This window comes from Streptomyces sp. NPDC057445 (assembly GCF_042802855.1).
In the GTDB taxonomy this organism is placed as follows: Bacteria; Actinomycetota; Actinomycetes; order Streptomycetales; family Streptomycetaceae; genus Streptomyces.
Genome location: NZ_JBHVDH010000001.1, coordinates 369,879 through 394,466, shown reverse-complemented (window position 1 = coordinate 394,466; position 24,588 = coordinate 369,879). Strand labels below are relative to the sequence as shown.

The 24,588-nt window shown below is 69.2% G+C and carries 21 protein-coding genes, 1 tRNA gene and 1 pseudogene; 15 read left to right on the top strand and 8 right to left on the bottom strand.

Translation table 11 applies throughout. The features are described from left to right. Positions 1-61: 61 nt before the first annotated feature. From ACFU5O_RS01820 to ACFU5O_RS01810, 3 genes and pseudogenes are all read left to right on the top strand, one after another. Positions 62-1,681 carry an MFS transporter gene (locus ACFU5O_RS01820; protein ID WP_384236363.1) on the top strand — a complete coding sequence of 540 codons (1,620 nt, stop codon included), beginning with the start codon at positions 62-64 and terminating at the stop codon, positions 1,679-1,681. A 186-nt stretch (positions 1,682-1,867) separates the two neighbouring features. Beyond that, the gene (locus tag ACFU5O_RS01815; protein ID WP_384235073.1) at positions 1,868-2,239 is read left to right on the top strand and encodes a peptidase inhibitor family I36 protein; all 372 of its coding nucleotides are present in this window, start codon (positions 1,868-1,870) and stop codon (positions 2,237-2,239) included. Positions 2,240-2,258: 19 nt separating this feature from the next. Then, positions 2,259-2,566: pseudogene (locus ACFU5O_RS01810) on the top strand (small hydrophobic protein). Here ACFU5O_RS01810 and ACFU5O_RS01805 read toward each other — a convergent pair. Continuing rightward, positions 2,563-3,330, bottom strand: coding sequence for a potassium channel family protein (locus ACFU5O_RS01805; protein WP_384235071.1), 768 nt, complete (start codon positions 3,328-3,330; stop codon positions 2,563-2,565). The pseudogene ACFU5O_RS01810 and the gene ACFU5O_RS01805 sit on opposite strands and share 4 nt — an antisense overlap. A gap of 68 nt (positions 3,331-3,398) precedes the next feature. Next, a complete protein-coding gene (gene aceE, locus ACFU5O_RS01800; RefSeq protein WP_384235069.1) occupies positions 3,399-6,146 on the bottom strand; it encodes a pyruvate dehydrogenase (acetyl-transferring), homodimeric type in 2,748 nt (915 codons plus the stop codon). A gap of 338 nt (positions 6,147-6,484) precedes the next feature. On the opposite strand from aceE, the gene ACFU5O_RS01795 reads away from it, so the two are divergent. From ACFU5O_RS01795 to ACFU5O_RS01770, 6 genes are all read left to right on the top strand, one after another. After that, positions 6,485-6,922, top strand: a complete 438-nt coding sequence (locus ACFU5O_RS01795) for a DUF3052 domain-containing protein (RefSeq protein WP_384235066.1) — start codon at positions 6,485-6,487, stop codon at positions 6,920-6,922. 124 nt (positions 6,923-7,046) lie between these two features. Then, positions 7,047-7,505, top strand: coding sequence for a peroxiredoxin (locus tag ACFU5O_RS01790; protein WP_384235064.1), 459 nt, complete (start codon positions 7,047-7,049; stop codon positions 7,503-7,505). A gap of 115 nt (positions 7,506-7,620) precedes the next feature. After that, complete coding sequence (locus ACFU5O_RS01785) at positions 7,621-8,196, top strand: TerD family protein (RefSeq protein ID WP_384235062.1); 576 nt, start codon at positions 7,621-7,623, stop codon at positions 8,194-8,196. Between the two features lie 112 nt (positions 8,197-8,308). After that, positions 8,309-8,884, top strand: coding sequence for a TerD family protein (locus ACFU5O_RS01780; protein WP_384235060.1), 576 nt, complete (start codon positions 8,309-8,311; stop codon positions 8,882-8,884). Positions 8,885-8,947: 63 nt separating this feature from the next. Continuing rightward, positions 8,948-10,075: a DUF475 domain-containing protein gene (locus tag ACFU5O_RS01775; RefSeq protein WP_384235058.1), complete on the top strand. Its 1,128-nt coding sequence runs from the start codon at positions 8,948-8,950 to the stop codon at positions 10,073-10,075. A gap of 198 nt (positions 10,076-10,273) precedes the next feature. Then, entirely contained in the window at positions 10,274-11,014 is a 741-nt protein-coding gene (locus ACFU5O_RS01770; RefSeq protein ID WP_384235056.1) for a Tellurium resistance, read from the top strand. 49 nt (positions 11,015-11,063) lie between these two features. Here ACFU5O_RS01770 and ACFU5O_RS01765 read toward each other — a convergent pair whose 3' ends face one another. After that, positions 11,064-11,960, bottom strand: a complete 897-nt coding sequence (locus tag ACFU5O_RS01765) for a TerD family protein (RefSeq protein WP_384235054.1) — start codon at positions 11,958-11,960, stop codon at positions 11,064-11,066. Positions 11,961-12,202: 242 nt separating this feature from the next. Between ACFU5O_RS01765 and ACFU5O_RS01760 the strand changes: the two genes are divergently transcribed. The 3 genes from ACFU5O_RS01760 to ACFU5O_RS01750 are packed head-to-tail and all read left to right on the top strand — an operon-like array spanning position 12,203 to position 17,120. Next, a complete protein-coding gene (locus ACFU5O_RS01760) occupies positions 12,203-13,366 on the top strand; it encodes an HpcH/HpaI aldolase/citrate lyase family protein (protein WP_384235052.1) in 1,164 nt (387 codons plus the stop codon). After that, positions 13,366-16,155, top strand: coding sequence for a phosphoribosyltransferase domain-containing protein (locus ACFU5O_RS01755; protein ID WP_384235051.1), 2,790 nt, complete (start codon positions 13,366-13,368; stop codon positions 16,153-16,155). The genes ACFU5O_RS01760 and ACFU5O_RS01755 overlap by 1 nt, the downstream gene beginning before the upstream one ends. Next, a complete protein-coding gene (locus tag ACFU5O_RS01750; protein ID WP_384235049.1) occupies positions 16,152-17,120 on the top strand; it encodes an HAD family hydrolase in 969 nt (322 codons plus the stop codon). Before ACFU5O_RS01755 ends, ACFU5O_RS01750 begins: the two co-directional genes overlap by 4 nt. 24 nt (positions 17,121-17,144) lie before the next feature. Here ACFU5O_RS01750 and ACFU5O_RS01745 read toward each other — a convergent pair whose 3' ends face one another. From ACFU5O_RS01745 to ACFU5O_RS01730, 4 genes are all read right to left on the bottom strand, one after another. Beyond that, the gene (locus ACFU5O_RS01745) at positions 17,145-17,360 is read right to left on the bottom strand and encodes a zinc ribbon domain-containing protein (protein WP_384235047.1); all 216 of its coding nucleotides are present in this window, start codon (positions 17,358-17,360) and stop codon (positions 17,145-17,147) included. A gap of 9 nt (positions 17,361-17,369) precedes the next feature. Continuing rightward, positions 17,370-17,915, bottom strand: coding sequence for a DUF4383 domain-containing protein (locus tag ACFU5O_RS01740; protein ID WP_384235045.1), 546 nt, complete (start codon positions 17,913-17,915; stop codon positions 17,370-17,372). 280 nt (positions 17,916-18,195) lie between these two features. Beyond that, positions 18,196-19,584: a hypothetical protein gene (locus ACFU5O_RS01735; protein WP_384235044.1), complete on the bottom strand. Its 1,389-nt coding sequence runs from the start codon at positions 19,582-19,584 to the stop codon at positions 18,196-18,198. A 71-nt stretch (positions 19,585-19,655) separates the two neighbouring features. Then, entirely contained in the window at positions 19,656-20,441 is a 786-nt protein-coding gene (locus ACFU5O_RS01730) for a DUF4097 family beta strand repeat-containing protein (RefSeq protein ID WP_384235041.1), read from the bottom strand. A 164-nt stretch (positions 20,442-20,605) separates the two neighbouring features. Between ACFU5O_RS01730 and ACFU5O_RS01725 the strand changes: the two genes are divergently transcribed. Further along, positions 20,606-20,680: transfer RNA gene (locus ACFU5O_RS01725), tRNA-Val, on the top strand. A gap of 134 nt (positions 20,681-20,814) precedes the next feature. Here ACFU5O_RS01725 and ACFU5O_RS01720 read toward each other — a convergent pair. Then, positions 20,815-21,210: a tyrosine-type recombinase/integrase gene (locus tag ACFU5O_RS01720; protein WP_384235040.1), complete on the bottom strand. Its 396-nt coding sequence runs from the start codon at positions 21,208-21,210 to the stop codon at positions 20,815-20,817. Positions 21,211-21,637: 427 nt separating this feature from the next. Between ACFU5O_RS01720 and ACFU5O_RS01715 the strand changes: the two genes are divergently transcribed. After that, a complete protein-coding gene (locus tag ACFU5O_RS01715; RefSeq protein ID WP_384235038.1) occupies positions 21,638-22,072 on the top strand; it encodes a hypothetical protein in 435 nt (144 codons plus the stop codon). Continuing rightward, the coding region (fxsT, locus tag ACFU5O_RS01710; protein ID WP_384235036.1) for an FxSxx-COOH system tetratricopeptide repeat protein at positions 22,069-24,588 on the top strand (2,520 nt) is incomplete at its 3' end. The genes ACFU5O_RS01715 and fxsT, both read left to right, overlap by 4 nt.

Sequence of the window (24,588 nt, the reverse complement as noted above, 5' to 3'; positions counted from 1 at the left end):
TCATGAAATGTTTTGTCAACTGTCAGTCGCTGACACTAGCCTCTTCGGTATGACTAGTCAGATCACTGTCGACAAGGCGCCGGCGGACGACGGTCCCGAGCCCGCGCCGGCCAAGGGGCTCCGCGGCCACCCCTGGCTGACGCTGTTCGCCGTGGCCATCGGCGTGATGATGGTCGCGCTGGACGGCACGATCGTCGCCATCGCCAACCCGGCCATCCAGAAGGACCTCGGCGCCTCGCTCGCCGATGTCCAGTGGATCACCAACGGCTATCTGCTGGCACTCGCCGTCGCGCTGATCACGGCCGGCAAGCTCGGTGACCGGTTCGGCCACCGCCAGACGTTCCTCATCGGTGTCGCGGGCTTCGCCCTGGCCTCCGGGGCCATCGGACTCTCCGACTCGATCGCCCTCGTGATCGTCTTCCGGGTGCTCCAGGGCCTCTTCGGCGCCCTGCTGATGCCGGCCGCGCTCGGCCTGCTGCGCGCCACCTTCCCCGCCGAGAAGCTGAACATGGCGATCGGCATCTGGGGCATGGTCATCGGTGCCTCGACCGCCGGGGGCCCGATCCTCGGCGGTGTGCTCGTCGAGCACGTCAGCTGGCAGTCCGTCTTCTTCATCAATGTGCCCGTCGGCGTCATCGCGATGATCCTCGGACTGGCCATCCTCAGGGACCATCGCGCTGCCCTCGGCCAGGGGACGTCCGGCGGGCACGGCGCGCCGAAGTCGTTCGACATCCTCGGCATCGTGCTGCTCTCGGGCGCGATGTTCGCCCTCATCTGGCCGCTGATCAAGGCCGGTGCATGGGGCTGGGGCTCGGTGAGCACCCTGGGCTGGCTGGCCGGGGCCGTGGTCCTCTTCGTCCTGTTCGCCGTCTGGGAGACCAAGGTCAAGGAGCCGCTCATCCCGCTGCGGCTTTTCCGCTCGGTCCCGGTCTCTGCCGGTACGGTCCTGATGGTGCTGATGGCCTTCGCCTTCATGGGCGGACTGTTCTTCGTCACCTTCTATCTGGCGAACGTCCACGGCATGAGCGCCGTCGACAGCGGGCTGCATCTGCTGCCGCTCACCGCGATGATGATCGTCTCGTCGCCGCTCGCCGGAGCGCTCATCACCAGGTTCGGCCCGCGCATCCCGCTGGTCGGCGGCATGGTGTGCACGGCGGTCGCGATGTTCGGGATGACCACTCTTACGACGGACACCGGCACGCTGCAGATGTCCGTCTGGTTCGCCCTCCTCGGCCTCGGCCTCGCACCGGTGATGGTCGGTGCCACCGAGGTCATCGTCGGGAACGCGCCGCTGGAGCTGTCCGGTGTCGCCGGTGGTCTGCAGCAGGCCGCCATGCAGGTCGGCGGCAGCCTCGGTACGGCGGTGCTGGGCGCGGTCATGTCGGCCAGGGTGAACTCCGACCTCGCCGGGAACTGGGCGGACGCCGGGCTCCCGCCGCTGCCGCCCGAGCAGCTCGGACCGGTGGAGCAGGCGGTCGAGGTCGGTATCGCCCCGCTCACCCCGGAGACCCCGCTGCCGGTCGCGGCGCGGATCACCGACGTCGCGCACGACACCTTCATGTCCGGCATGGGCATGGCCTTCACCGTCGCGGGCATCGTCGCGGTCCTGGCCGCCGCGGTCGCGCTCTTCACCAAGCGCGGCGAGAACGCGGAGGCGGGTGCGGGCGCCGCCCATATCTGACGGTCGCCCACATCCGACGGTCGCCCACATCCGACGTCAACCTCGTGACGCACGACAGCCCCGCCGGACGGTTCCGGCGGGGCTGTCGCCTATCAGGATGAACCGGTCCTGCGGGTCTTCCGCGTCGCCGTCGGCAGCGGCCAGGGTGCGGACAAGTGATCCGTAACGACACGGGGGTCGATCCGTATGCGCACCATCGTTCTCGCCGCCGCCGCCACTCTTGCCCTGACCGCAGCTCCGGCGCCCGCCGCCGCATCCGCCGCACCGCAGCCACGGCTCGGCACCTGCGCGCCGGGCGAGCTCTGCCTCTGGGAGAAACCGGACTTCAAGGGCGCACGCCACCTGCACGAACTGTCCGGGACCGACATCGAATCCTGCGTTCCGCTCCCCGCGGGCACCAGCGCCCAGGCCCTCGCCAACCGCACCGGCCGGCCCGTCACCACCTACCAGTCGGCCGAGTGCGCCGAGACGGGCGAGTTCGACACCTATCCGGGCGGCGGGACGTGGGTGCCGCAAACCCCGTACCGCGTAAGAGCTTTCAAGGTCTGGGAGAGCTGAACGCGGGTACCCGGGAGCCATGAATGGTTTCGGGTGCACCTCGCGTACGCGCAGGAACCCCCGTTCACGCGGCCGTAGGAGGTCGGGGAGCGGGCCGGACAGCGCGACGCCCGGGATCTCGGTCCGGTCTGCGCGATCGCCGGATTCTTCGGGCCGGGGATCATCCTCGGCCCGGCGGCGGTCGTCTGCGGCCGGCTCGCCATGGGCCGGCGCCGGACCGGTGACAACATCCCCGAGGTGGTTGCCGTCGTCCTCGGAGCGATCGGCACCGTCCTGGCCGTCGTCCGGCCGGCCGGTGCCGGCGCCCCGGGGGGCGGACTTCTCTAGGGAGTTCCCTGAGGGCTCCCCTTCTGGGTGGGCACGGCTGTCGGGTCGGACAGCCGTGCGACCTCCGCACGCAGCTCCCTGACCTCCACGGTCAGGGCCTCGAGGAGCGCCGTCTGGTGCCGCTCCTCGGCGTCGTCCCGCTCGAAGCGGCCGATGAACCACGCGGCGATGTTCGCCGTCACCACACCCAGCAGGGCGATGCCCGACAGCATCAGCCCGACGGCCAGCACCCGTCCCAGGCCGGTCGTCGGCGCGTGGTCGCCGTATCCGACGGTCGTCATCGTCGTGAACGACCACCACACGGCGTCGCCCAGCGTTTTGATGTTGCCGTCGGGCGCGTTCCGTTCGACGTGCAGCACCGCCAGCGAGCCGAACATCATCAGCCCGACCACCGCTCCGGCCACATACGTGGTCAGGGTGATCTGCGGCGCCATCCGGGCCCGCCGCCCCACCAGCAGCAGCGTGGCGACGACCCGCAGCAGCCGCAGCGGCTGCACCATCGGCAGCAGCACGGCCAGCAGATCCAGCGGATGCTTGCGGACGAACAGCCGCTTGTACGGCGCGAGCGTCAGCCGTACCAGGTAGTCGCAGGCGAACGCGCCCCACACCACCCACTCCACGGCCTGGCAGAGCTGATGCACCCAGGGCCGTGCGTCAGGCGCCACGATCGGCACCGCGTACGCCAGCCCGAATGCGACGGCGAGGCCCAGGAGCGGTCCCTGTGTGTGCGCTTCCCAGCGCATCTGCGCCGTTCGTTCCTTCATGCCGCGCATCGTAAGCGGGGTGCGAGGGACCCGGTCCCTCGCACCCCGCTACGTACTGCGTGCCGGCTCTACGCGTCGCCGCCCGCCGCACCCGGGTCCGCCGCCGCCACATCCAGCAACTGGTAGCGGTCCACGGCCTGCTTCAGCACCGAGCGGTCCACCTTGCCTTCCGCGGCCAGCTCCGTGAGCACCGCCAGGACGATCGACTGCGCGTCGATGTGGAAGTACCGGCGGGCCGCGCCACGCGTGTCGGCGAAGCCGAAGCCGTCCGCACCCAGCGAGGTGTACCGGCCCGGCACCCAGCGGGAGATCTGGTCCGGCACGGACCGCATCCAGTCGGAGACGGCCACGAACGGACCCTCCGCCACGGAGAGCTTCTGCGTCACGTACGGAACGCCCTGCTCCTCCTCCGGGTGGAGCAGGTTGTGCCGCTCGACGTCCACGGCCTCGCGCCGCAGCTCGTTCCAGGAGGTCGCCGACCACACATCGGCCCGTACGTTCCACTCCTCGGCGAGGATCCTCTGCGCCTCGACGGCCCAGGGCACCGCGACACCGGACGCCATGATCTGCGCCGGGATCTCGCCGGCCTCGCCCGCCTTGAAGCGGTGGATGCCCTTGAGGATGCCCTCGACGTCGACGTCCTCGGGCTCCGCCGGGTGCTGGATCGGCTCGTTGTAGACGGTCAGGTAGTAGAAGACGTCCTCGCCGTGGGGGTGTTCGGCGGTGGAGCCGTACATCCGGCGCAGACCGTCCTCGACGATGTGGGCGATCTCAAAGCCGAAGGCCGGGTCGTAGGCGATGCAGCCCGGGTTGGTGGACGCCAGCAGCTGCGAGTGGCCGTCCGCGTGCTGAAGACCCTCACCGGTCAGGGTCGTGCGTCCCGCGGTCGCTCCCAGCACGAATCCGCGCGCGAGCTGATCCGCCATCTGCCAGAACTGGTCGCCGGTCCGCTGGAAACCGAACATCGAGTAGAAGACATAGACCGGGATCAGCGGCTCACCGTGCGTCGCGTACGCCGAGCCCGCGGCGATCAGCGACGCCGTGCAGCCCGCCTCCGAGATGCCGTCGTGCAGCATCTGACCCGTCGGAGACTCCTTGTACGCGAGAAGCAGCTCTCGGTCCACGGCCTCGTACTGCATGCCGAGTGGGTTGTAGATCTTCGCGCTCGGGAAGAACGAGTCCATGCCGAAGGTGCGGTACTCGTCCGGCGCGATCAGCACGAAACGCTTGCCGATCTCCTTGTCCCGCATGAGGTCCTTCAGCAGCCGCACAAACGCCATGGTGGTGGCGATGGACTGCTGGCCGGAGCCCTTCTTCACAGCCGCGTACGTCTGCTCGTCCGGCAGGGCCAGCGGCTGCGACCGCACCACACGGGTCGGGACGTACCCGCCCAGGCCCTTGCGGCGGTCGTGCATGTACTGGATCTCCGCCGAGTCGCGCCCCGGGTGGTAGTACGGCGGCGGCCCCTCCTCCAGCTGCTTGTCGCTGATCGGCAGGTGCAGCCGGTCGCGGAAGCCCTTCAGGTCGTCGACCGTCAGCTTCTTCATCTGGTGGGTCGCGTTGCGGCCCTCGAAGTTCGGCCCGAGCGTCCAGCCCTTGACGGTCTGGGCGAGGATCACGGTCGGCTGGCCCTTGTGCTCACGCGCGGCCGAATAGGCGGCGAAGATCTTCTTGTGGTCGTGGCCGCCGCGCCCGAGCATCAGGATCTGGTGGTCGGTCATGCCCTCGACCATGGCCCGCAGCCGGTGGTCCCCACCGAAGAAGTGCTCCCGGATGTACGCGCCGGTCTCCGTGGCGTACGTCTGGAACTGCCCGTCCGGTGTCGTGTTCAGCTTGTTGACCAGCACACCGTCGCGGTCCTGGGCGAGCAGCGGGTCCCATGAGCGGTCCCAGACCAGCTTGATCACATTCCAGCCCGCGCCGCGGAACTGCGACTCCAGCTCCTGGATGATCTTCCCGTTGCCCCGCACCGGACCGTCGAGCCGCTGCAGATTGCAGTTCACCACGAAGGTCAGATTGTCCAGGCCCTCACGGGCGGCGATGGACAGCTGGCCGAGCGACTCGGGCTCGTCCATCTCGCCGTCGCCGAGGAACGCCCAGACGTGCGACTTGGAGGTGTCGGCGATCCTGCGGGCCTCCATGTAGCGGTTCATCCGCGCCTGGTAGATCGCGCCGAGCGGGCCGAGGCCCATCGACACGGTCGGGAACTCCCAGAAGTCCGGCATCAGCCGCGGGTGCGGGTACGACGACAGTCCGTTCGGGAACTTCGACTTCTCCTGGCGGAAGGCGTCGAGCTGCGACTCGTTCAGCCGGTCCAGCAGGAAGGCGCGGGCGTAGATACCGGGCGAGGCATGACCCTGGAAGAAGATCTGGTCGCCGCCGTCGCCCTCGTCCTTGCCGCGGAAGAAGTGGTTGAAGCCCACGTCGTAGAGCGAGGCGGAGGAGGCGAACGTGGCGATGTGGCCGCCGACGCCGATACCCGGCCGCTGGGCGCGGGAGACCATCACCGCGGCGTTCCAGCGGGTCGCGTTGAGGATCTTGCGCTCGATCTCCTCGTTGCCGGGGAAGAACGGCTCGTCCTTGGTCGCGATGGTGTTCACATAGTCGGTGCTGCGCATCTCGGGCACGGCCACGCGCTTCTCGCGGGCACGCTCGATCAGGCGCAGCATGAGATAGCGGGCACGCTCACGGCCGCGCTCGTCCACGGCGGCGTCGAGGGAGTCGAGCCACTCCTGGGTCTCCTCCGGATCGAAGTCCGGGACCTGGCTCGGCAGGCCGCCAATGATGATCGGGTTGCGATCGGATCCGGAAGCCACGCTGTTCCTTCACTGCTCGGTTGATGGGTGATTTCACCGTTCCCCATCGTGTACCCCGGGAGCAATTACGTCATCTCTACCGATGGGTAACCAACCACCCCCGATTGGCGGACCGGCGCCACGGAAGCGTACAAAGGTGGCGAAGGGGGTGGGACGTTCCGGTGCCCCCGGGCGCGAGGCTGCCTGGAGTTGCGGCGGGACGGCCGTAAACGTCACCGTTTCGGCGGTCTCGACGGCCGGGTACTTGCGCGATCCGTCCCGCCCGTGTGGACTACGGCCAACGCCTCGCGTACGCGCGCGGCCGAAGCATTTTCCGAAACAAGATCAGGAGGCAAGCCGTGAGCGCGACCGCGGACCACGCGGAGGAGCGGACCAACCCGGCAGCAAAGCTGGGGTTCGAGCCCGGACAGGTGGTCCAGGAGATCGGCTACGACGACGACGTCGAGCTGGAGCTCCGTGAGGCTATCGAGGCCGTCACCGGCCAGGAACTCGCCGACGAGGACTACGACGACGTGGCGGACGTCGTCCTGCTCTGGTTCCGCGACGAGGACGGAGACCTTACGGACGCCCTGGTTGACGCCATCGGGCTGGTCGATGACGGCGGAACGGTCTGGCTGATGACGCCGAAGACCGGCCGTGACGGCTATGTCGAGCCCAGCGACATCAACGAGGCCGCCCAGACGGCCGGCCTCTCGCAGACGAAGAGCATCAACGCCGGAAAGGACTGGACCGGCAGCAGGCTGGTCACGCCCAAGGCGGCGAAGCCCAAGCGCTGAGCGCCGGCTGTCCCGGGGCCCCTGCCGACGGCTGTCGGCGGGGGCCCTGTGCGTAGGGTGGACCCTCCGGGGGCCGTTCATGGCCCCGGACAACCGTCACGACCTTCGCAGGGATGGAGTGGACATGGCGATCGAGGCCGGTACCAAGGCCCCGGACTTCGCGCTCAAGGACAACCACGGGCGCACCGTGACCCTCGCCGGGTTCCGCGGCGAGAAGAACGTGGTGCTGCTCTTCTACCCGTTCGCGTTCACCGGGGTGTGCACCGGTGAGCTGTGCGCGCTGCGCGACGAGCTGCCCAGGTTCGTCAACGAGGACACCCAGCTCCTGGCCGTCTCCAACGACTCCATCCATACGCTGCGGGTCTTCGCCGAGCAGGAGGGCCTCGAGTACCCGCTGCTGTCGGACTTCTGGCCGCACGGCGAGACCTCGCGGGCGTACGGCGTCTTCGCCGAGGACAAGGGCTGCGCGGTCCGCGGCACCTTCGTCATCGACAAGGAGGGCATCGTGCGCTGGAGCGTCGTCAACGACCTCCCCGACGCCCGGGATCTGAACGACTACGTCAAGGCGCTCGACGCGCTCTGATGTTCTTCGGCCCATGTGTCTGTTTCGGCAGGGAACCCGTCACTAGGATCCACTCGTTGATCCGATGCCATCGCACGACGGGGGCGCTGCCCCTGAAAACCACTTGGGAGGACTCGTGGGAGTCAGCCTCAGCAAGGGCGGCAACGTCTCGCTGACCAAGGCCGCCCCCAACCTGACCGCGGTCACCGTCGGTCTGGGCTGGGACGTCCGTACCACCACCGGTACCGACTTCGACCTCGACGCCAGCGCGCTGCTGACGAACGCCGAGGGCAAGGTCGCCACGGACGGAAACTTCGTCTTCTTCAACAACCTCAAGAGCCCCGACGGCTCTGTCGAGCACACCGGTGACAACATCACCGGTGAGGGCGAGGGTGACGACGAGCAGATCAAGGTGAACCTGGCGGGTGTGCCGGCGGACATCGAGAAGATCGTGTTCCCGGTCTCCATCTACGACGCCGAGACCCGTCAGCAGTCCTTCGGCCAGGTGCGCAACGCGTTCATCCGCGTCGTGAACCAGGCGGACGGGGCGGAGCTCGCCCGCTACGACCTCAGTGAGGACGCCTCGACCGAGACCGCCATGGTCTTCGGCGAGCTGTACCGCAACGGCGCGGAGTGGAAGTTCCGCGCCATCGGCCAGGGCTACGCCTCGGGCCTGCGCGGCATCGCGCAGGACTTCGGCGTCAACGTCTGAGCCACAACCGAAGCCGCCAGTCGGCTGTACGACCGTGTCCGGCGCCGCACACCATCCGTGCGGCGCCGGACGCGCCTGCAATTCCGTACATCCAAGGGGAGGACACACCGTCATGGGCGTCACGCTCGCCAAGGGAGGCAATGTCTCCCTCTCCAAGGCCGCACCGAACCTCACCCAGGTCCTCGTCGGACTCGGCTGGGACGCGCGCTCCACCACCGGAGCACCCTTCGATCTCGACGCCAGCGCGCTGCTCTGCCAGACGGGCCGGGTGCTCGGGGACGAATGGTTCATCTTCTACAACAACCTGACGAGCCCCGACGGTTCGGTCACCCACACCGGCGACAACCTGACGGGCGAGGGTGAGGGGGACGACGAGTCGCTGATCGTGGACCTCCCGGCGGTGCCGGCCCACTGCGACAAGATCGTTTTTCCGGTCTCGATCCATGACGCGGACAACCGCGGCCAGACCTTCGGCCAGGTCAGCAACGCGTTCATCCGCGTCGTGAACCAGGCCGACGGCCAGGAGCTCGCGCGGTACGACCTCAGCGAGGACGCCTCGACGGAAACCGCGATGATCTTCGGTGAGCTGTACCGGTACGGGGGCGAGTGGAAGTTCCGTGCGGTGGGACAGGGGTACGCGTCGGGGCTCCGCGGTATCGCTCTAGACTTCGGGGTCAACGTTTCGTAAAGCCGGGCGCGGCGCGGGGGAGACCTGTTCTCGCGGGGTCCGTACAAACCGATGGGATAGGCAGTGGTCCTGAGAACTTTCGGCTGGTCGTTCGCCATCACGGCGCTCGGCCTCGCATTCGCCGCCTGGCAGTGGGGGTGGGAGGCGTTCGGGATCGTTCTGATCCTGTCCGTCCTCGAGATCTCGCTGTCGTTCGACAACGCGGTCGTCAACGCCGGAATCCTGAAGAAGATGAATGCCTTCTGGCAGAAGATCTTCCTCACGGTCGGCGTTCTCATCGCGGTGTTCGGTATGCGGCTGGTCTTTCCCGTCGCCATCGTCGCCATCAGCGCCAAGGTCGGGCCGATCGAGGCCGTTCAGCTCGCGCTCGACGAGCCGGAGAAGTACGAGGCCCTGGTCACCGACGCCCACCCGGCCATCGCGGCCTTCGGTGGCATGTTCCTGCTGATGATCTTCCTCGACTTCATCTTCGAGGACCGGGACATCAAGTGGCTCGCCTGGCTGGAGCGCCCTCTCGCCAAGCTCGGCAAGGTCGACATGCTGTCGGTCTGCATCGCCCTGATCGCCCTGCTCGTCACCGCGATGACCTTCGCGACGCACGCCCACACCAGCACCGGCTACGCGGACAAGTCCGCCACCGTGCTCCTCTCCGGCGTCGCCGGTCTGATCACGTATCTGATCGTCGGCGGCCTCTCCGGCTACTTCGAGGACAAGCTCGAGGAAGAGGAGGAGCGCGAGCACGAGGAGGAGGAGAAGGCCAAGGCCGAGGGCAAGCAGCTCTCCGCGGTCGGCCTGGCCGGCAAGGCCGCCTTCTTCCTGTTCCTGTACCTGGAGGTGCTCGACGCGTCGTTCTCCTTCGACGGTGTCATCGGCGCCTTCGCGATCACCAACCACATCTTCTGGATGGCGCTCGGCCTCGGCATCGGCGCCATGTACGTCCGGTCGCTCACGGTCTACCTGGTCCGCCAGGGCACCCTCGACGACTACGTCTACCTGGAGCACGGCGCGCACTACGCCATCGGCGCGCTCGCCGTCATCCTGCTCATCACGATCGAGCACCAGATCAGCGAGATCATCACCGGTCTCATCGGTGTCGTGCTGATCGCCGCGTCCTTCTTCTCCTCCGTGAGGCGCAACAGGAAGATCGAGGCGGGAGAGGCAGCAGAGGCGGAAACGGCTGACGCGAAGTAGCCGGCGGACGCGAAGCAGCCCACGCCCGGGGAAGTGTGACGGCCCGGGGTTTGAGGAACGCTCTCAGCGGGGCGGCCCGGAGGCAGGACACGGCCTCCGGGCCGCCCCGCGTGGTTCAGCGGGCCCGCGGTCGCATCGGCGCCCGCGTACACATCGGACCGGCCGGGGGAAACGGCCGGGCGCAGTCAGGGGTGGGACATGGCCTTCTGGGACGGTTGGTGGCAGGGCAGGGGAGCGGCACAGTTCGACTCGGGCAGCGCGTCGACCAACTCCATTCAGCTGACCAAGCGGCATCCGCAGGTCTCGCTCAGCAAGCAGGGCGCGGCCACCGGCAACCTCCGGGTCAATCTGTCCTGGCGGATGCGGACCTCCGACATCGAGGGCCGCTCCAGGCAGAGCGGGCGGCTCCTGCGGCACCCGTTCAAGCTGTTCCAGCCCGAGCTGGTCCAGGCGCACACCCAGGGCGTGGTCAACGTGGACCTCGACCTGGGGTGCCTCTACGAGATGGCGGACGGCAGCAAGGGCGTCGTACAGCCGCTCGGCAGCCTCTTCGGGAGCCTGAACGAGCCGCCGTACGTCAGGCTCAGCGGCGACGACCGGTTCGGCGCGCCGTCGGGCGAGACCCTGTTCGTCAATCTCGACCACCGCGAGTCGATCAAGCGGCTGCTGTTCTTCGTGTACATCTACGACCAGACACCGGCCTTCGACCGCACGCACGCGAAGGTGACGCTGTACCCGAGCAACGGGCCGCGCGTCGAGATCGAACTGGACGAGCGCGCCCCGCAGGCCCGCTCATGCGCGGTGTTCAGCGTCGAGAACGTCAAGGGCGAACTCGTCGTGCGCCGCGAGGTGAAGTTCGTGTACGGATTCCAGGCGGAGCTGGACCGGCTGTACGGCTGGGGGCTGCAGTGGGGCCGCGGCTACAAGACCAAGGCCTGAAGCGGGACCCCCCGACGCGCAGGGCCGTGTCGCCCGTCCGCGTCCGGCGTCACTGGCGGATGAACTGCGGGCCCATCGGAGGAAGCCGGAAGTTCGGGTCGGGTGCGGGGGCGGACGCCGCGGCGGGCTGCGGATAGCCGTAGGCCGGCTGGGCCGACGGCTGCGGCGAGGTCTGCTGCGGATAGCCGTACGCGGGCTGGGGCGCCGGCGAGGCCGGCTGGGGGTAGCCGTAGGCGGGCTGCGTGGAGGGCTGGGCCTGCGGCTGCTGCGGATAGCCGTACGCCGGGGATGCCGGGGAGCCCGTGGGCGTGGCCGTCTGCGCCTCGGGGAGCTGCTGCGTCGCCGGCTGCTGCCGGTGCTCCGGCCGGGACTGCGCGGACGCCTCGCCCTGCGCCTGCTGCTCGGACTCGTCCACCGAGATGCCGAACGCCGTGGCCAGGCCGATCAGACCGGTCGGGTACCCCTGTCCCACCGCGCGGAACTTCCACCCCTCCCCGCGCCGGTAGAGCTCACCGCAGATGATCGCCGTCTCCTCGCCCGTCTCGGGCCGGACGTCGAACACGGCCAGCGGCTCACCGTCGGCGGTCCCGGCGTCGTACACCGCGATCCGCAGATCCCGCACGCCGGCGAAGCTGCCGCCGTCGGACGAGGCTGCGAGCACCACCTGGTCGACCGACGCGTCGAGAGCGCCTACATCCGCCTGGACGGTGTCGGTCAGGCAGTCGGCGACCCGCTTCTTCGGCATCAGCCGAACCAGCCCGGAGGGGTGGCGGGGCTGGTTGTAGAAGACGAAGTCCTCGTCGGAGCGCACACGGCCGTCGGTGCCCAGCAGCAGGGCGGAGGCGTCCACGTCCGGGACCCCGGGGCCGGGAGTCCAGCGCAGTACGGCCCGCACCGCCGTCACTCCGAGCGGAACGTTCGAGCCCTTCAGCATCGCGTGCGTCATGCCCGTCATCCTGCCTTCCCGTGCCCCGCGTGGACAACGCGGGGCACGGGAAGCGGACGACGCGGGGCACGGTAGGACGGGGGTGGGCATGCGCATGCCCGTAGGCGGGCAGTCTGAGTCGGGGACGGAACGAGGTCGAGTTACCTGGATTTCATGCACGTGGGGAACTCTTGACACCTGCACCTACGTACTATTACCGGCCACCAGACGACAGGGCCGTAACGGCAGTACGGGGGATTCACATGCGTCATTTCGGGCATATCCCGGGCACTGCACGGAAGGAACTGTTCCATAGGGAGCCGTCGGAGTTCGACGCCGACTCCCCGGCACGCCTGCTGTCGGTCGCACTCGGAGCCACGCTCTACAGCCCGGCGACCCGGCCCCGGCTTGCGGACGACGTCCTCAAGCAGGCTGCCCGTGGAGTGGTCTCCATGGTCCTCTGCCTGGAGGATTCCATCGACGACGCCGAGGTGAAGGGCGCAGAGGAGAACCTGGTGCGCCAGTTCGCCGACCTCGCCGCGAGCGGCGCCGGGCTACCGCTGCTCTTCGTCCGCGTCCGGGAACCGGGTCAGATCCCGGACCTCGTCCGGCGTCTCGGCGACACGGTCCGGTTGTTGTCCGGATTCGTACTACCGAAATTCACCGAGGAGCGCGGTACGGCCTTCCTCGACGCCCTCAGCGCCGCCGAGACCGGCAGCGGACGGCGGCTCTACGCGATGCCGGTGCTCGAGTCGCCCGAGCTGCTGTACCTGGAGAGCAGGGCGGAGACCCTGGCCGGCATAGCCCGTACCGTCGACAAGCACCGGGACCGGGTGCTGGCGCTGCGCCTCGGCGTCACCGACTTCTGCTCGGCGTACGGACTGCGCCGCTCTCCCGACATGACGGCGTACGATGTCCAGATCGTCGCGAATGTGATCGCCGACGTCGTCAATGTCCTCGGCCGCGCCGACGGAACGGGATTCACCATCACCGGCCCGGTGTGGGAGTACTTCCGGCTCCAGGAGCGCATATTCAAGCCCCAGCTCCGGCGCAGCCCCTTCATGGAGGTGCGGGCCGAGAAGCTTCGTACCGCACTGATCGAGCACGACCTCGACGGACTGCTGCGGGAGATCGAGATGGACCGGGCCAACGGACTGGTCGGCAAGACCTGCATCCACCCCTCGCATGTGCTTCCCGTACACGCACTGTCGGTCGTCAGCCATGAGGAATTCAGCGACGCGCAGGACATCCTTCGCCCGGAGCGGGGAGGTGGGGGAGTGATGCGTTCGGCGTACACGAACAAGATGAACGAGGTGAAGCCCCACCGCGCCTGGGCTGAGCGCACGCTCCGGCGCGCCGAGGTGTTCGGCGTCGCACGCGAGGACGTCGGCTTCGTGGAGCTGCTGACCGCCGGGCTGGCCGGCTGATGACGAAGGAGAGCGGAACGAAAGTGGTGTGGTCGGGTAGCTGGGTCGCCCAGCGGCTGGGAGTCGAGCTCGTCGGCGACGACGGGCTGAAGAATCTGCTGGGCCTGGCCCTGCGGCGCAATCCGAAGCGGGCGCATCTGCTGGTGTCGCACGTGCTGGGCAAGCATGTGCCGCAGCGCCCGGGGGCCGTCTACGGCCACGGATTCGTGCTGGGCGTGCGGGTCCGCGAGCTGCTCGGGGACGAGGAGGCCGCGCGGTCGGTGGTCCTCGGGTACGCCGAGACCGCGACCGGTCTCGGCCACTCCGTGGCCGACGGCCTCTTCCTCGCGCCCTACCTCCACTCGACCCGCCGCCCCGTCGCCGGAGTCGCCGCAGCGGGCGGCTTCGAGGAGTCCCACTCGCACGCCACCTCACATCTGCTCCTCCCGGAAGACCCCAAGCTGCTGGCGGGGGCGGGACCGCTGGTGCTGGTCGACGACGAGTTCTCCACGGGCAACACCGTGCTCAACACGATCCGCGACCTGCACGAGCGCTACCCGCGCGAGCGGTACGTGGTCGTCGCCCTGGTCGACATGCGCTCGGCGGCGGACGCGGGCCGTCTGGAGGCCTTCGCGGCGGAGATCGGCGCCCGGATAGATCTGGTGGCGACGGCCGGAGGGACGGTGCGGCTGCCGGAGGGGGTGCTGGAGAAGGGGCAGGCGCTGGTGGCGGAGCATGAGCTCGCGGCAGCGGCGGGGCCCCGGTCTGCTCGTACGGCAGGGTCTGCGCGTACGCCAGGGTCTGCCGGACCGGCGGGGCCTGTCACTCCTGCGGGGCCTGCCGAAATGGCCGGGCCCGCCACTCCGGCGGGGCCTTCTGCCTGCGGCTCGGGGCCGGTGGCCCCGGGCGCGGAGTTCTCCGAGCCGGATGCGCCCGAGGGCGTACCGCTCCGCCAGGCCGCCACGCGTACCGCCGCGCGTACCGCCCTGCGGGTGGACCTCGGCTGGCCCAAGGGTGTCCCCGACGGTGGCCGGCACGGCTTCAGGCCCGAACACCGCGCGGAGCTCGAGGCGGCACTGCCCGGGATGGCGGTCCGTATCGCCACCGCGCTGGACCACGCTGTGGCCGCGGCGGCCCCCTGGCCGCAGCGTGAGGCAGCCACGGTCGCGGGGGTGCCGAACCTGACCCCGGAAACGACGGTGCCGGACGAGGCGACCGCCCCGGAGGACGTGACGGCGCCGGAACCGGCGGACAGGCCCGCGTCCGGCCCGGCAACGGCGCCGCAGCGCGTCCTCGTCCTCGGTTGCGAGGAGCTGATGTACGCGCCGCTGAGGCTCGCCCAGGCCCTCGAACAGCATGGCGACCGCGAGGTGCTCTACTCGACGACGACGAGGTCACCGGTTCTGGCCATCGACGACCCCGGTTACGCGATACGGAGCCGACTCGTCTTCCCGGCGCATGACGACCCGGCCGACGGGCCCGGTGAGCGGTACGCGTACAACGTCGTGGGCGGCGGATTCGACGCCGTCGTCGCCGTCGTCGACTCGGCCGCCGACACTCCCGAGCTGCACCACCCCGACGGGCTGCTGGCGCAGCTCGCCGAGCACATACCGCACGTCGTCCTCGCCGTCGTCCCGAGTCACGTCCCCGCTCCCGAAAGGGAACCCATGCTGCCCGAGCCCCTCCGCGGCCCCGCTTTCTCCTCCTACGCGCCCGAAGAGGTCGGCTGGCTGCTCCAGGACCTCTCGGACGTCGAGCTGGAAGCGCCCACGGAGGAGCGCGAAGAGGCGATACAGAGCGGTGGCGCGCACTACGCCGAGTCCCTGCCGGTCGAGTACCAGCCCAGCGCCCGGTACCAGGACCTGTTCCGCGCCGCGCTCGAGACCTCGGCCGTCCGGATCGCCCGCGCGGTCGGCACGGTCACGGAGACCGTCCTCGCCGAGAGGTCCGCGCGTCCCGTCCTCGTGTCGCTGGCCCGCGCCGGCACCCCCGTCGGCGTACTGATGCGCCGCTGGGCCCAGTACCGCCACGGCCTGGACCTGCCCCACTACGCAGTGTCGATCGTCCGCGGCCGCGGCATCGACACGAACGCGCTGCGCTGGCTGGCCGCCCACCACGACCCGGCGGATGTCGTCTTCGTCGACGGATGGACCGGCAAGGGCGCCATCACGCGCGAACTGGCCACCGCAGTCAGTGAGTTCGACGGCTTCAACCCCGAGATCGCGGTCCTCGCCGACCCGGGCGGCTGCGTCCGCACCTACGGCACCCGCGAGGACTTCCTCATCCCCTCCGCATGCCTCAACTCCACGGTCTCCGGGTTGATTTCGCGTACGGTGCTCCGCGCGGACCTGGTCGGTCCGTACGACTTCCACGGTGCGAAGTACTACCGCGAACTGGCCGCGGCGGACGTGTCGGGCCACTTCCTGGACACCGTCGCGGACCGCTTCGACGAGGTGTCCGACGCCGTGGACACCGAGGTCAAGGAGTTGCTGTCGGCGGACCGGGCACCCACGTGGGCCGGCTGGGCGGCAGTGGAGCGGATCAGCGAGGAGTACGGCATCCACGACGTCAACCTCGTGAAGCCGGGCGTCGGCGAGACGACCCGTGTCCTGCTGCGACGCGTCCCCTGGAAGATCCTGGCCAAGCGTGGCGCCGGCGCCGACCTCGAGCACGTACGGCTGCTGGCCGAGCAGCGCGGCGTACCGGTCGAGGAGGTCGACGACCTGCCGTACACCTGCGTCGGGCTGATCCACCCCCGGTACACGCGCGGGGCGACCGGCGCCGACGGCAAGGCGGTGGCCGCGCAGTGACCACGAACGCCCTGAACGCCGACGGGGCGCACGCGAGCGTCCTGATCGCAAGCGACCTCGACCGCACGCTCATCTACTCCGCGGCGGCCCTGCAGCTGACCGTGCCGGACGCCCGGGCGCCCCGACTGCTCTGCGTCGAGGTGTACGAGAGCAAGCCCCTGTCCTACATGACGGAGGCCGCCGCGGTGCTGCTGCCCGAGGTGGCCCGCACGTCCGTCTTCGTACCGACGACGACGCGGACGCGCGAGCAGTACGGCCGGATCCATCTGCCCGGCCCCGCGCCGCGGTACGCGATCTGCGCGAACGGCGGGCATCTGCTGGTCGACGGCGAGTCCGACCCGGACTGGCAGCGTTCCGTCGCGGCCCGTCTCGCCGACGAATGCGCCTCGCTGGCCGAGGTCCGCGCGCATCTGCTGGCGACAGCCGACCCGGCGTGGGTGCTGAAGGAACGGGTCGCGGAGGATCTCTTCGCCTACCTCGTCGTCGACCGTTCGCTGCTGCCGGAGGGCTGGACGCGGGAACTCGCCGCATGGGCGGAGCCCCGGGGGTGGACGGTCTCCCTCCAGGGCCGCAAGATCTACGCCGTCCCGAAGCCTCTCACCAAGAGCGCCGCTGTCCACGAACTCGTCCGCCGCACGGGCGCGGAGGTGGTGCTGGCCGCCGGTGACTCGCTGCTCGACGCCGACCTCCTCCTCACCGCGGACCACGCCTTCCGGCCGTCCCACGGCGAACTCGCCGACACGGGCTGGTCCGCCCCGCACATCACCGTGCTCCCGGAGCGGGGAGTCGCGGCGGGCGAGGAGATCGTGCGGTGTTTCGCGGCGGCGGCGAGCGCGACGTCGTCGCTGAGGGTCCCGACACCGGCCTCGGCAGCGGCTACGGCCACGGCTGATGATCATCCGGGCGCGGGCGCGGGCGCGGGCGCGGGCGCGGGCGCGACGGCGGACGCGGCGGCAACGCTCTGACTGCCGGGCCGTGCGGCCGTCCGGCTAGCCGCAGCAGCCACCACCGCAGCAGCCGCCCCCGCCTCCGCCGCTGCTGGGGGCCGGGGCTGCGCTCGTCCCGCCGACGGCGACGGCGGACAGCAGCTTCACGGTGTCCTCGTGCCCGGCGGGGCAGACGGCGGGCACGGAGGACTCGGCCATGGGCCTGCTCAGCTCGAAGGTGTCGTCGCAGGAGCGGCAGCGGTATTCGTAACGGGGCATGCGGACAGATTAGCCCTGACGGGCACGCTCTTCCTCGGCAGCCTGGTCGGGATGGCGGGCCTTCCAGTACGGATTGTCGTGGGGGAGGGCGCTGCCGACCCTGCCGTACATCCCGAACCACATCAGCGCGACCCCCACGATGAAGCTGAAGATCACGTTCTGGATCCGGAAGTTGAGGAAGTTGTAGTCGGTGTCGAGCATGCCCAGGCCGATGAATCCGTTGAGGATGAAGAGGACGCCGAGCACCATGTTCAGCGTCGAGGCGAAGTTGCCGCCGATGACCATGCCGACGAAGAGCAGCAGTCCCACACAGATGGACAGCACACTCAGCGCACCGTTGGTGTTGAGGCCCGCGACGCTGTGGTGGCCGATGTCGAAGAAGCCGATGTTGTGGGTCAGTCCGAGGATTCCGAAGGCCAGCAGCACCAGCCCCATGAGTCCGGCGCCCACCCGGTAGACACGGCTCAAGCGGTGATCGACGGGCAGGTGCTCGTCCAGTGCGACGCGGAAGCTGCCCTTGGGCTGTTGGGGCTGCGATACCTGCGTGGATGCCATATCGGCCTCCTTTGTGGCCGTACATACCTCCATACAGCATCCGCCCGCACCGGCGGCCCGACAAATCCTCGGGCGGGCGGACCGGGACCGGCGATCGGGCCGTGGCAGGGAGCCTCGCGCAGGTCAGGCACCTGGGACCGGGACCTGGGACCGGGGACCGGGGACCAGGGACATGGGCTCAGGGCCATGCGATCAGGCCGCGCGGTGCGGGTCACGCGGTGCGGGTCACGCGGTGCGGGTCATGCGGGGCAGGCCACACGGCTCAGGCAGTCGGCCGTGCTCAAGCGCCGGCGCCGCCGCGCTCATCGCGGATCTGTTCGACGACGTGGGCCACGGTCTGCCGTACCGCTTCCGTCTCGGTGAGGAAATGCCAGTAGTCGGGATGCCGGCCCTCTAGACCGGCGACGGCGCGGTCCAGCCGGGCCACGGAGTCGTCCAGGGGCCGGGCGTGGCGCGGGTCCGGCGTACTGCGGCCGGCCATGGCCAGCCGCTGTGCGTCGCGGATCGCGAAGCGGGTGCGCTGGATCTCCTGCTCCGGATCCTTGGCGACGGCGTCGAGGCGGTGCAGTCGGTCGCCTGCGGCGGAGACCGCCTCATCGGTGCTGTTCAGCAGGGATCTGACCGTACCGAGCAGTGCGGTGGCGTCCGGCCAGCGCTGCTCGTCGCGCGCCTGGCCCGCCTCCTTGAGCTTCTCCTCGGCCCGGCGGACGTTCTCGGCGGCCTGAGCGGGAACGGGCTGCAGATCCTGCCAGCACGCGACGGTGAAGCGGCGGCGCAGCTCGCTGAGCACCGGTTCGACACCGCCCGCGCGCGTGGTGAGGGCTTCGGCGCGGGTCCGGAGCGACACAAGCCGCTTGTCGATCTCGGCGGCACGCTCGGGGAGCCGCTCGGCCTCGGTCCGTACGGCTTCGGCATCGCGTACGACCCGGTCGGCGCGCTGCAGGGTGTCGGCGACACCGTGCCGGCCGGCGCCCTCATTGAGCTTGGTGAGCTCGGGGGCGAGCGCGGCGAGGCGGGCGGCGAGATCATCCGCTCGCAGACCGGATCCCCGTACCGAATCGAGAGCATTGCTCGCGGAAAGGAGCGCCTGCCGTGCCCGCTCGACCGCCGGCGCGAGACGCGCCAGCTGGGTCTCCGCCTTGTCGAGCAACGGCCCGAGACCCTGCGCGAACCTTTCGAGCTCCCCCTTGACCCGTTCGAGTTCGTCCTTCGCGCTCGTCAGCTCCGTACGCGCCCGGGCCGCGACCGATGCGTCGAGGTCGTCCCGGTCGAGATCGTGCGCGTCGACGGCCTTGATGTAGCCATGGCTGACCTCGTCGATCCGGCGCCCCAGCGCCGCGAACTCCTCCACCACCCTGCGCGCATCCGGCGAGCTGTCCACGGCGCTGATCGTCTCGATCGAGATCCGGAGATCGCGCTGAGCTGTGTCCAGTTCGTAGAATGCGGCGGCGGCAGCGTCCTTCGCGGCCTGCGCCTCGGCCCGCTGACTCTCGCCGCGGCCCCCGAACCAGCGGGCCCTTCCGCCACCGCCCGCGGCGAAAGCCGTGGGCAGCGCTGCGAGGACCAGGGGCAGTGGCAGCATCACCAGGGCGAGCACGTCCCGCACACCCCGCGCGACACCCGCTCTCGCCCCCTGCTTTGAGTGCGGCCGCGCGTGTGTCGCCGTCACATCCCTCTCCCGTGCCGTGTCCGCCCTGCCGGTTAATTCTCCCACCAGGTAAGGACGAACACACGGGTCGGTTAGTTCGCCCGTACGACAACCTCTCCGTTGTCGCTGCGGGTCTTGATGACATGCGGGCTCCGCGGGTCCTGTTTCACGTCCACCGACGTGTCCCCGTTCTCGGCCGACGCCGTCACGTCGTACGCCCCCGACCCGGGCACCTCGATGGTGATCGCACCGTTGTCGCTCACGCCGTCCACCAGGTCCGGATCCTTGACGAAGGCCAGTTTCACCGACCCGTTGTCGGACCTCACCGACACGTTCCCGGAAGCGATCCGCTCGCCGTTGATCTCGCCGTTGTCACTGACCAGCTTCAGCGGCCCGCTGGAGTCGCGTACGGTCACCTCTCCGTTGTCCGACTGCAGCGTCAACGCCGTGTCGAACCCGGTCGCCCGTACGCTCCCGTTGTCACCCCGCACGGTGACGGCGACCCCGCGCGGCACCTTCACCGAATGCCGCGCCTCGCAGTCGCTCGAGACGGCGTCGCACGTCACCCCGACCGTCAGCGTCCCGTCCTTCATCTCCCACACCGGATCGGGCCCGCTCCCCATGAACACCCAGCCGTCGACCTGCCGCTCCACCTCCACGGACCGCACATCGGCCGGCACGAGCTCGACCTCCGAGTTCCGGGCGTCGATGGTCAGGCTCTTCCCGCTGAACGCGAACGACTTCCGCTCGACCGGCCCCTCCCCGGCATCCGCGGTACCGCACCCGGTGACGGCGAACGCGACGATCACGACCGCGGCGGCACCAAGGGCCCTCGTACGGGTGCGTGCGCGGTGGCGGCATGTGTCCACGATGATCATTCCCCCAAGGTGCTGAGCTGCGATGTTCCCCCAACGGTAGGTACCCCCGCCCCACCCGACGATCCGGCCACCCACCTACTCCGCGGTGGGGCTTTCCCCCGTGCCACCCGAACATCCGGTTTGCGGCACCCACCCATGGTCCATGTACGCTGTTGGCTCATTCCGGGTGCGTAGCTCAGGGGTAGAGCGCTGCTCTTACAAAGCAGATGTCGGCGGTTCGAAACCGTCCGCGCCCACCAGTAGGAAGCACGACAAAGGCCCAGGTCACCGGCGGTAAGCCGAGAGCCTGGGCCTTGCTCGTTCCTCAGCCGCGGGGGCGGGGGACGGGCGTCGTGCCAGATACGTGCCAGATCGAGTCCACAACGAGTCCACATCACCCGTCCCGCTCTCGGACCTTCCTGATCTGACGATCGACGTGGTCGGCGATGGCGTGGTCACGACCGTTCACCAGATGCTGGCAGATGAGAGCGGCCCGCACCGACGAGTGCCCCATACGCTGCATCAGTTCGCGCGTCGTCGCGCCACCGGTCGCAGCCAGGGTGTTCCCGGTGTGCCGGAGATCATGGAAGTGAACGTCCCCGAGCCCGGTCGCCTCGATGGCGCGCAGCCAGATGCGCCGGAAGTTGTTCCGGCGGAGCTGGCCTCCCCGCGCTCCGGTGAAGACCAGACCCGTGCGGCACTCCTGCCGCAGGGTCAGCCGTGCCCGGTCGGTGCCGAGCGCGTTGACGGTCCAGCTGCCCGACCCCAAACCGGGCAGGACACCGGCCAAAGCCCCTCCGCCGACCTCACGCCGACGTTGTCTACAGGCCCTGAACCGCATTCACTCCAATGGCTGCCGTACGGAGCAAAGGACAACCAGCGCGACCAGCATCGCCCCCCAGGTACCCCGACTGAGCAGTCGAGAAGACGTCAGTGACAGCCCGGCCGACAGTCAGCATCGAGTGGTCTCCTACGCAGTTCCTCGCCCCCATCGAGGCTCGCGTATCGAACCACGATGCGCTCCGTCGGGACTCCCGCACATTGGGACGGCAGCTCGTACACAAGTACGCCAGCTTCGTTCCACGGGGCGTGAGACGATCTTGACTGCTGTAGTTGAAAGGCTGCGTTGCGTCAGGATTTGGCGGATAATACGGTGCACTCTCGGCCGCTTCGAGACTGGCCGGGTGACTTTCACTTAATCGACAAGGGTGGGGGCCATGTTAACTGAGGGGTTGGCTGCGTTGGCGGCGGCTGGCGGCACGGCTCTGGTCGGAGCGATGGCTACCGATGCGTGGCAGAGTGCACGTGACGGGTTCGCTCGGCTGTTGGGTCGAGGCGGTAGCGAAGAGGTCATCGCCGGTCAGATTGAGGCGGACGCCGGGGTCGTAGAACGCGCCGAGGCAGCCGAACGGGAACAGGCGCGAGAAGACCTAGCCCGGACCTGGCAGCGGCGGATGACGGACTTCCTGCGGGAGCATCCCGAGAGTGAGCAGGAGCTGCGGGAACTCATTGGACAGGTGCGGGCCGAGCTACCGAAAGGCCAGCAAGCGGCGGCGCAGAACTACTTCCAGGTGCACGCGGGGCGTGACGCCAATACCGCTGGCGGTGACATGACTATCACTCACCACCACGGTGGTACGTCTGCGTCATGACCACGTCGGCCGAGCCGCCACCTCCACGGCCATCAAAAGCAAGCACGCAGATTTCCAGCAGCCGCGACGCGTACACCGCAGGTGGCGACCTGTACCTCTCGACTCACTACAGCGAGCAGCTCCATTCGGCAGGTCGGGTATCGATCATGCCCGAGGAATTGGTGTACCCGGTACGGGGACGTGACCGGCTCGTGGCCTCCATACTGGCCGCACCGCCCGGCTCGGTGCACGTGCTGTGCGGAGCTGGGGGCTCCGGAAAAACCACTGTCGCACTGGCGGTCGCCGAGCAATCTCGCGAGCAGGGTGCTGAGGTGTGGCAGGTGTCCGCCGCCGACGCCAACACTCTGGATGATGGCATGCGTGCTCTGGCCTTGCAGTTAGGCGTCAGGTTGGAGCGCCTGCGTCTGGCCTGGTCGCCACGGGGTGACGCCCCGGATCTGGTGTGGGAGCTCCTCGCAAGCCGGGAACGGCCGTGGCTGCTGGTGGTAGACAACGCGGACGACGTACGGCTACTGGCCACCGACCGCGGCCGGGGATGGATCCGCCGCCCCCCGAAGCAGGGTCGACTGCTCATTACCAGTCGCAATCACAACAGGGATGCCTGGGGCAGATGGGCGGCGTTGTATCCGCTCGACGAGTTGACGGACCAGGCAGCCAGGCAGATGCTCCTAGACAGGGCTCCCACTGGCGGCACAGACCAACAGGCTGTCGCACTCGCGGCCAGGCTCGGCCACCTACCGCTATTGCTCCACCAAGCCGGGTTGTACCTGGCCAACGTCGGCCGCATCCCATCCTGGCCGGGGCAACGCCGTAAGCCGCGCAATTTCCAGGAATTCCGGTCCGTGCTCGATGACCGGTTCGGGGAATTGCTCGACAGTCGGCTTCCCTACCTGCCGCGCCAACAGGTCACCGCGACTTGGGAACTCACCCTCGACCTGCTCGCCGACCAAGGCCTGCCCCATGCTCGATCGCTACTACGGCTACTCGCACATTTCGCCGACGCGCCCATCCCGTACGCGGAAGTACTCTCTCCAACCGCCCTGTGTTCTTCCGAGTTATTCGAGCTGCCCCCCGACCGGGACCTTCAACAGGCCATCAATTCCCTCGCGGACTTCGGCCTGCTCACGACCCACGCGCGGGACCCCGAAAGCGACGATCCATCTAATTACACGGCATCCATGCATCCACTTGTCGGCGAGGTCACTCGCAGCCTCGATGAGGTCCGTCCACATCGCGGCGTTTACCTCGCTCTTGCCGCCCAAGGCCTGCACGATGCAGCGCGCAGGCGCGATCCGCGCGTCCCCTCCAACTGGCCCTTCTGGCAACTCGCAATTCCGCATCTACACCGCATTTCCGAGCTTGCCACTGGGTGCCACAGCCATATCACAGCTGAGCATCTCACTCGCACAGCCGTGGCTGGCATTCAGTACGCAACAGAAGTTGGCCTGTATGCCCTCGCCGAGACAACAGCCCAACACAGCGCATCGCTTGCGACCACACTTTCTTCAGCGCACCCAGCGGTCCTCCGGCTGCGCCACCACCGCGCCCGGCTCGCGTATCACCGAGGGGACGCCGCAGCCGCTCAGACGGCTTTGGCGGCTCTGCTCGACGTTCAACAGCAAACGTTGGGCGCCGACCACTCCGACACCCTCACCACCCGCAATAACCTGGCTGAGTCGCTCTGGTATCAAGGGCATCTAGACAGCGCGGGCACACATTGGCGTGCCGTGCTCGCCGACCGCACTCGAATACTGGGCGCCGACCACCCCGACACCCTCGACACCCGCCACAACCTGGCGTGTCTGCTTGCAGCCTCCGGGGACCTGGAGAGCGCCGAGGCGGAGGCCCGGGCCGTCATCGCCGATTGCACCCGGGTACTGGGCGCCGATCACCCCGACACCTTCACCACCCGCCACAACCTCGCAGGCGTGCTTGAAGATCGCGGGGACCTGGAGGCGGCCGAGGCGGAGTACCGGGCCGTCCTCGCCGACCGCACCCGGGTACTGGGCGCCGACCACCCCGACACCCTCACCACCCGCAACAACCTCGCCGTCGTCCGCGATCGCCGCGGGGACCTGGAGGCGGCCGAGGCGGAGTACCGGGCCGTCCTCGCCGACCGCACCCGGGTACAGGGCGCCGACCACCCCGACACCCTCACCACCCGCAACAACCTCGCAGGCGTGCTTGAAGATCGCGGGGACCTGGAGGCGGCCGAGGCGGAGTACCGGGCCGTCCTCGCCGACCGCACCCGGGTACTGGGCGCCGACCACCCCGACACCCTCACCACCCGCAACAACCTCGCCGTCGTCCGCGATCGCCGCGGGGACCTGGAGGCGGCCGAGGCGGAGTACCGGGCCGTCCTCGCCGACCGCACCCGGGTACAGGGCGCCGACCACCCCGACACCCTCACCACCCGCAACAACCTCGCAGGCGTGCTTGAAGATCGCGGGGACCTGGAGGCGGCCGAGGCGGAGTACCGGGCCGTCCTCGCCGACCGCACCCGGGTACTGGGCGCC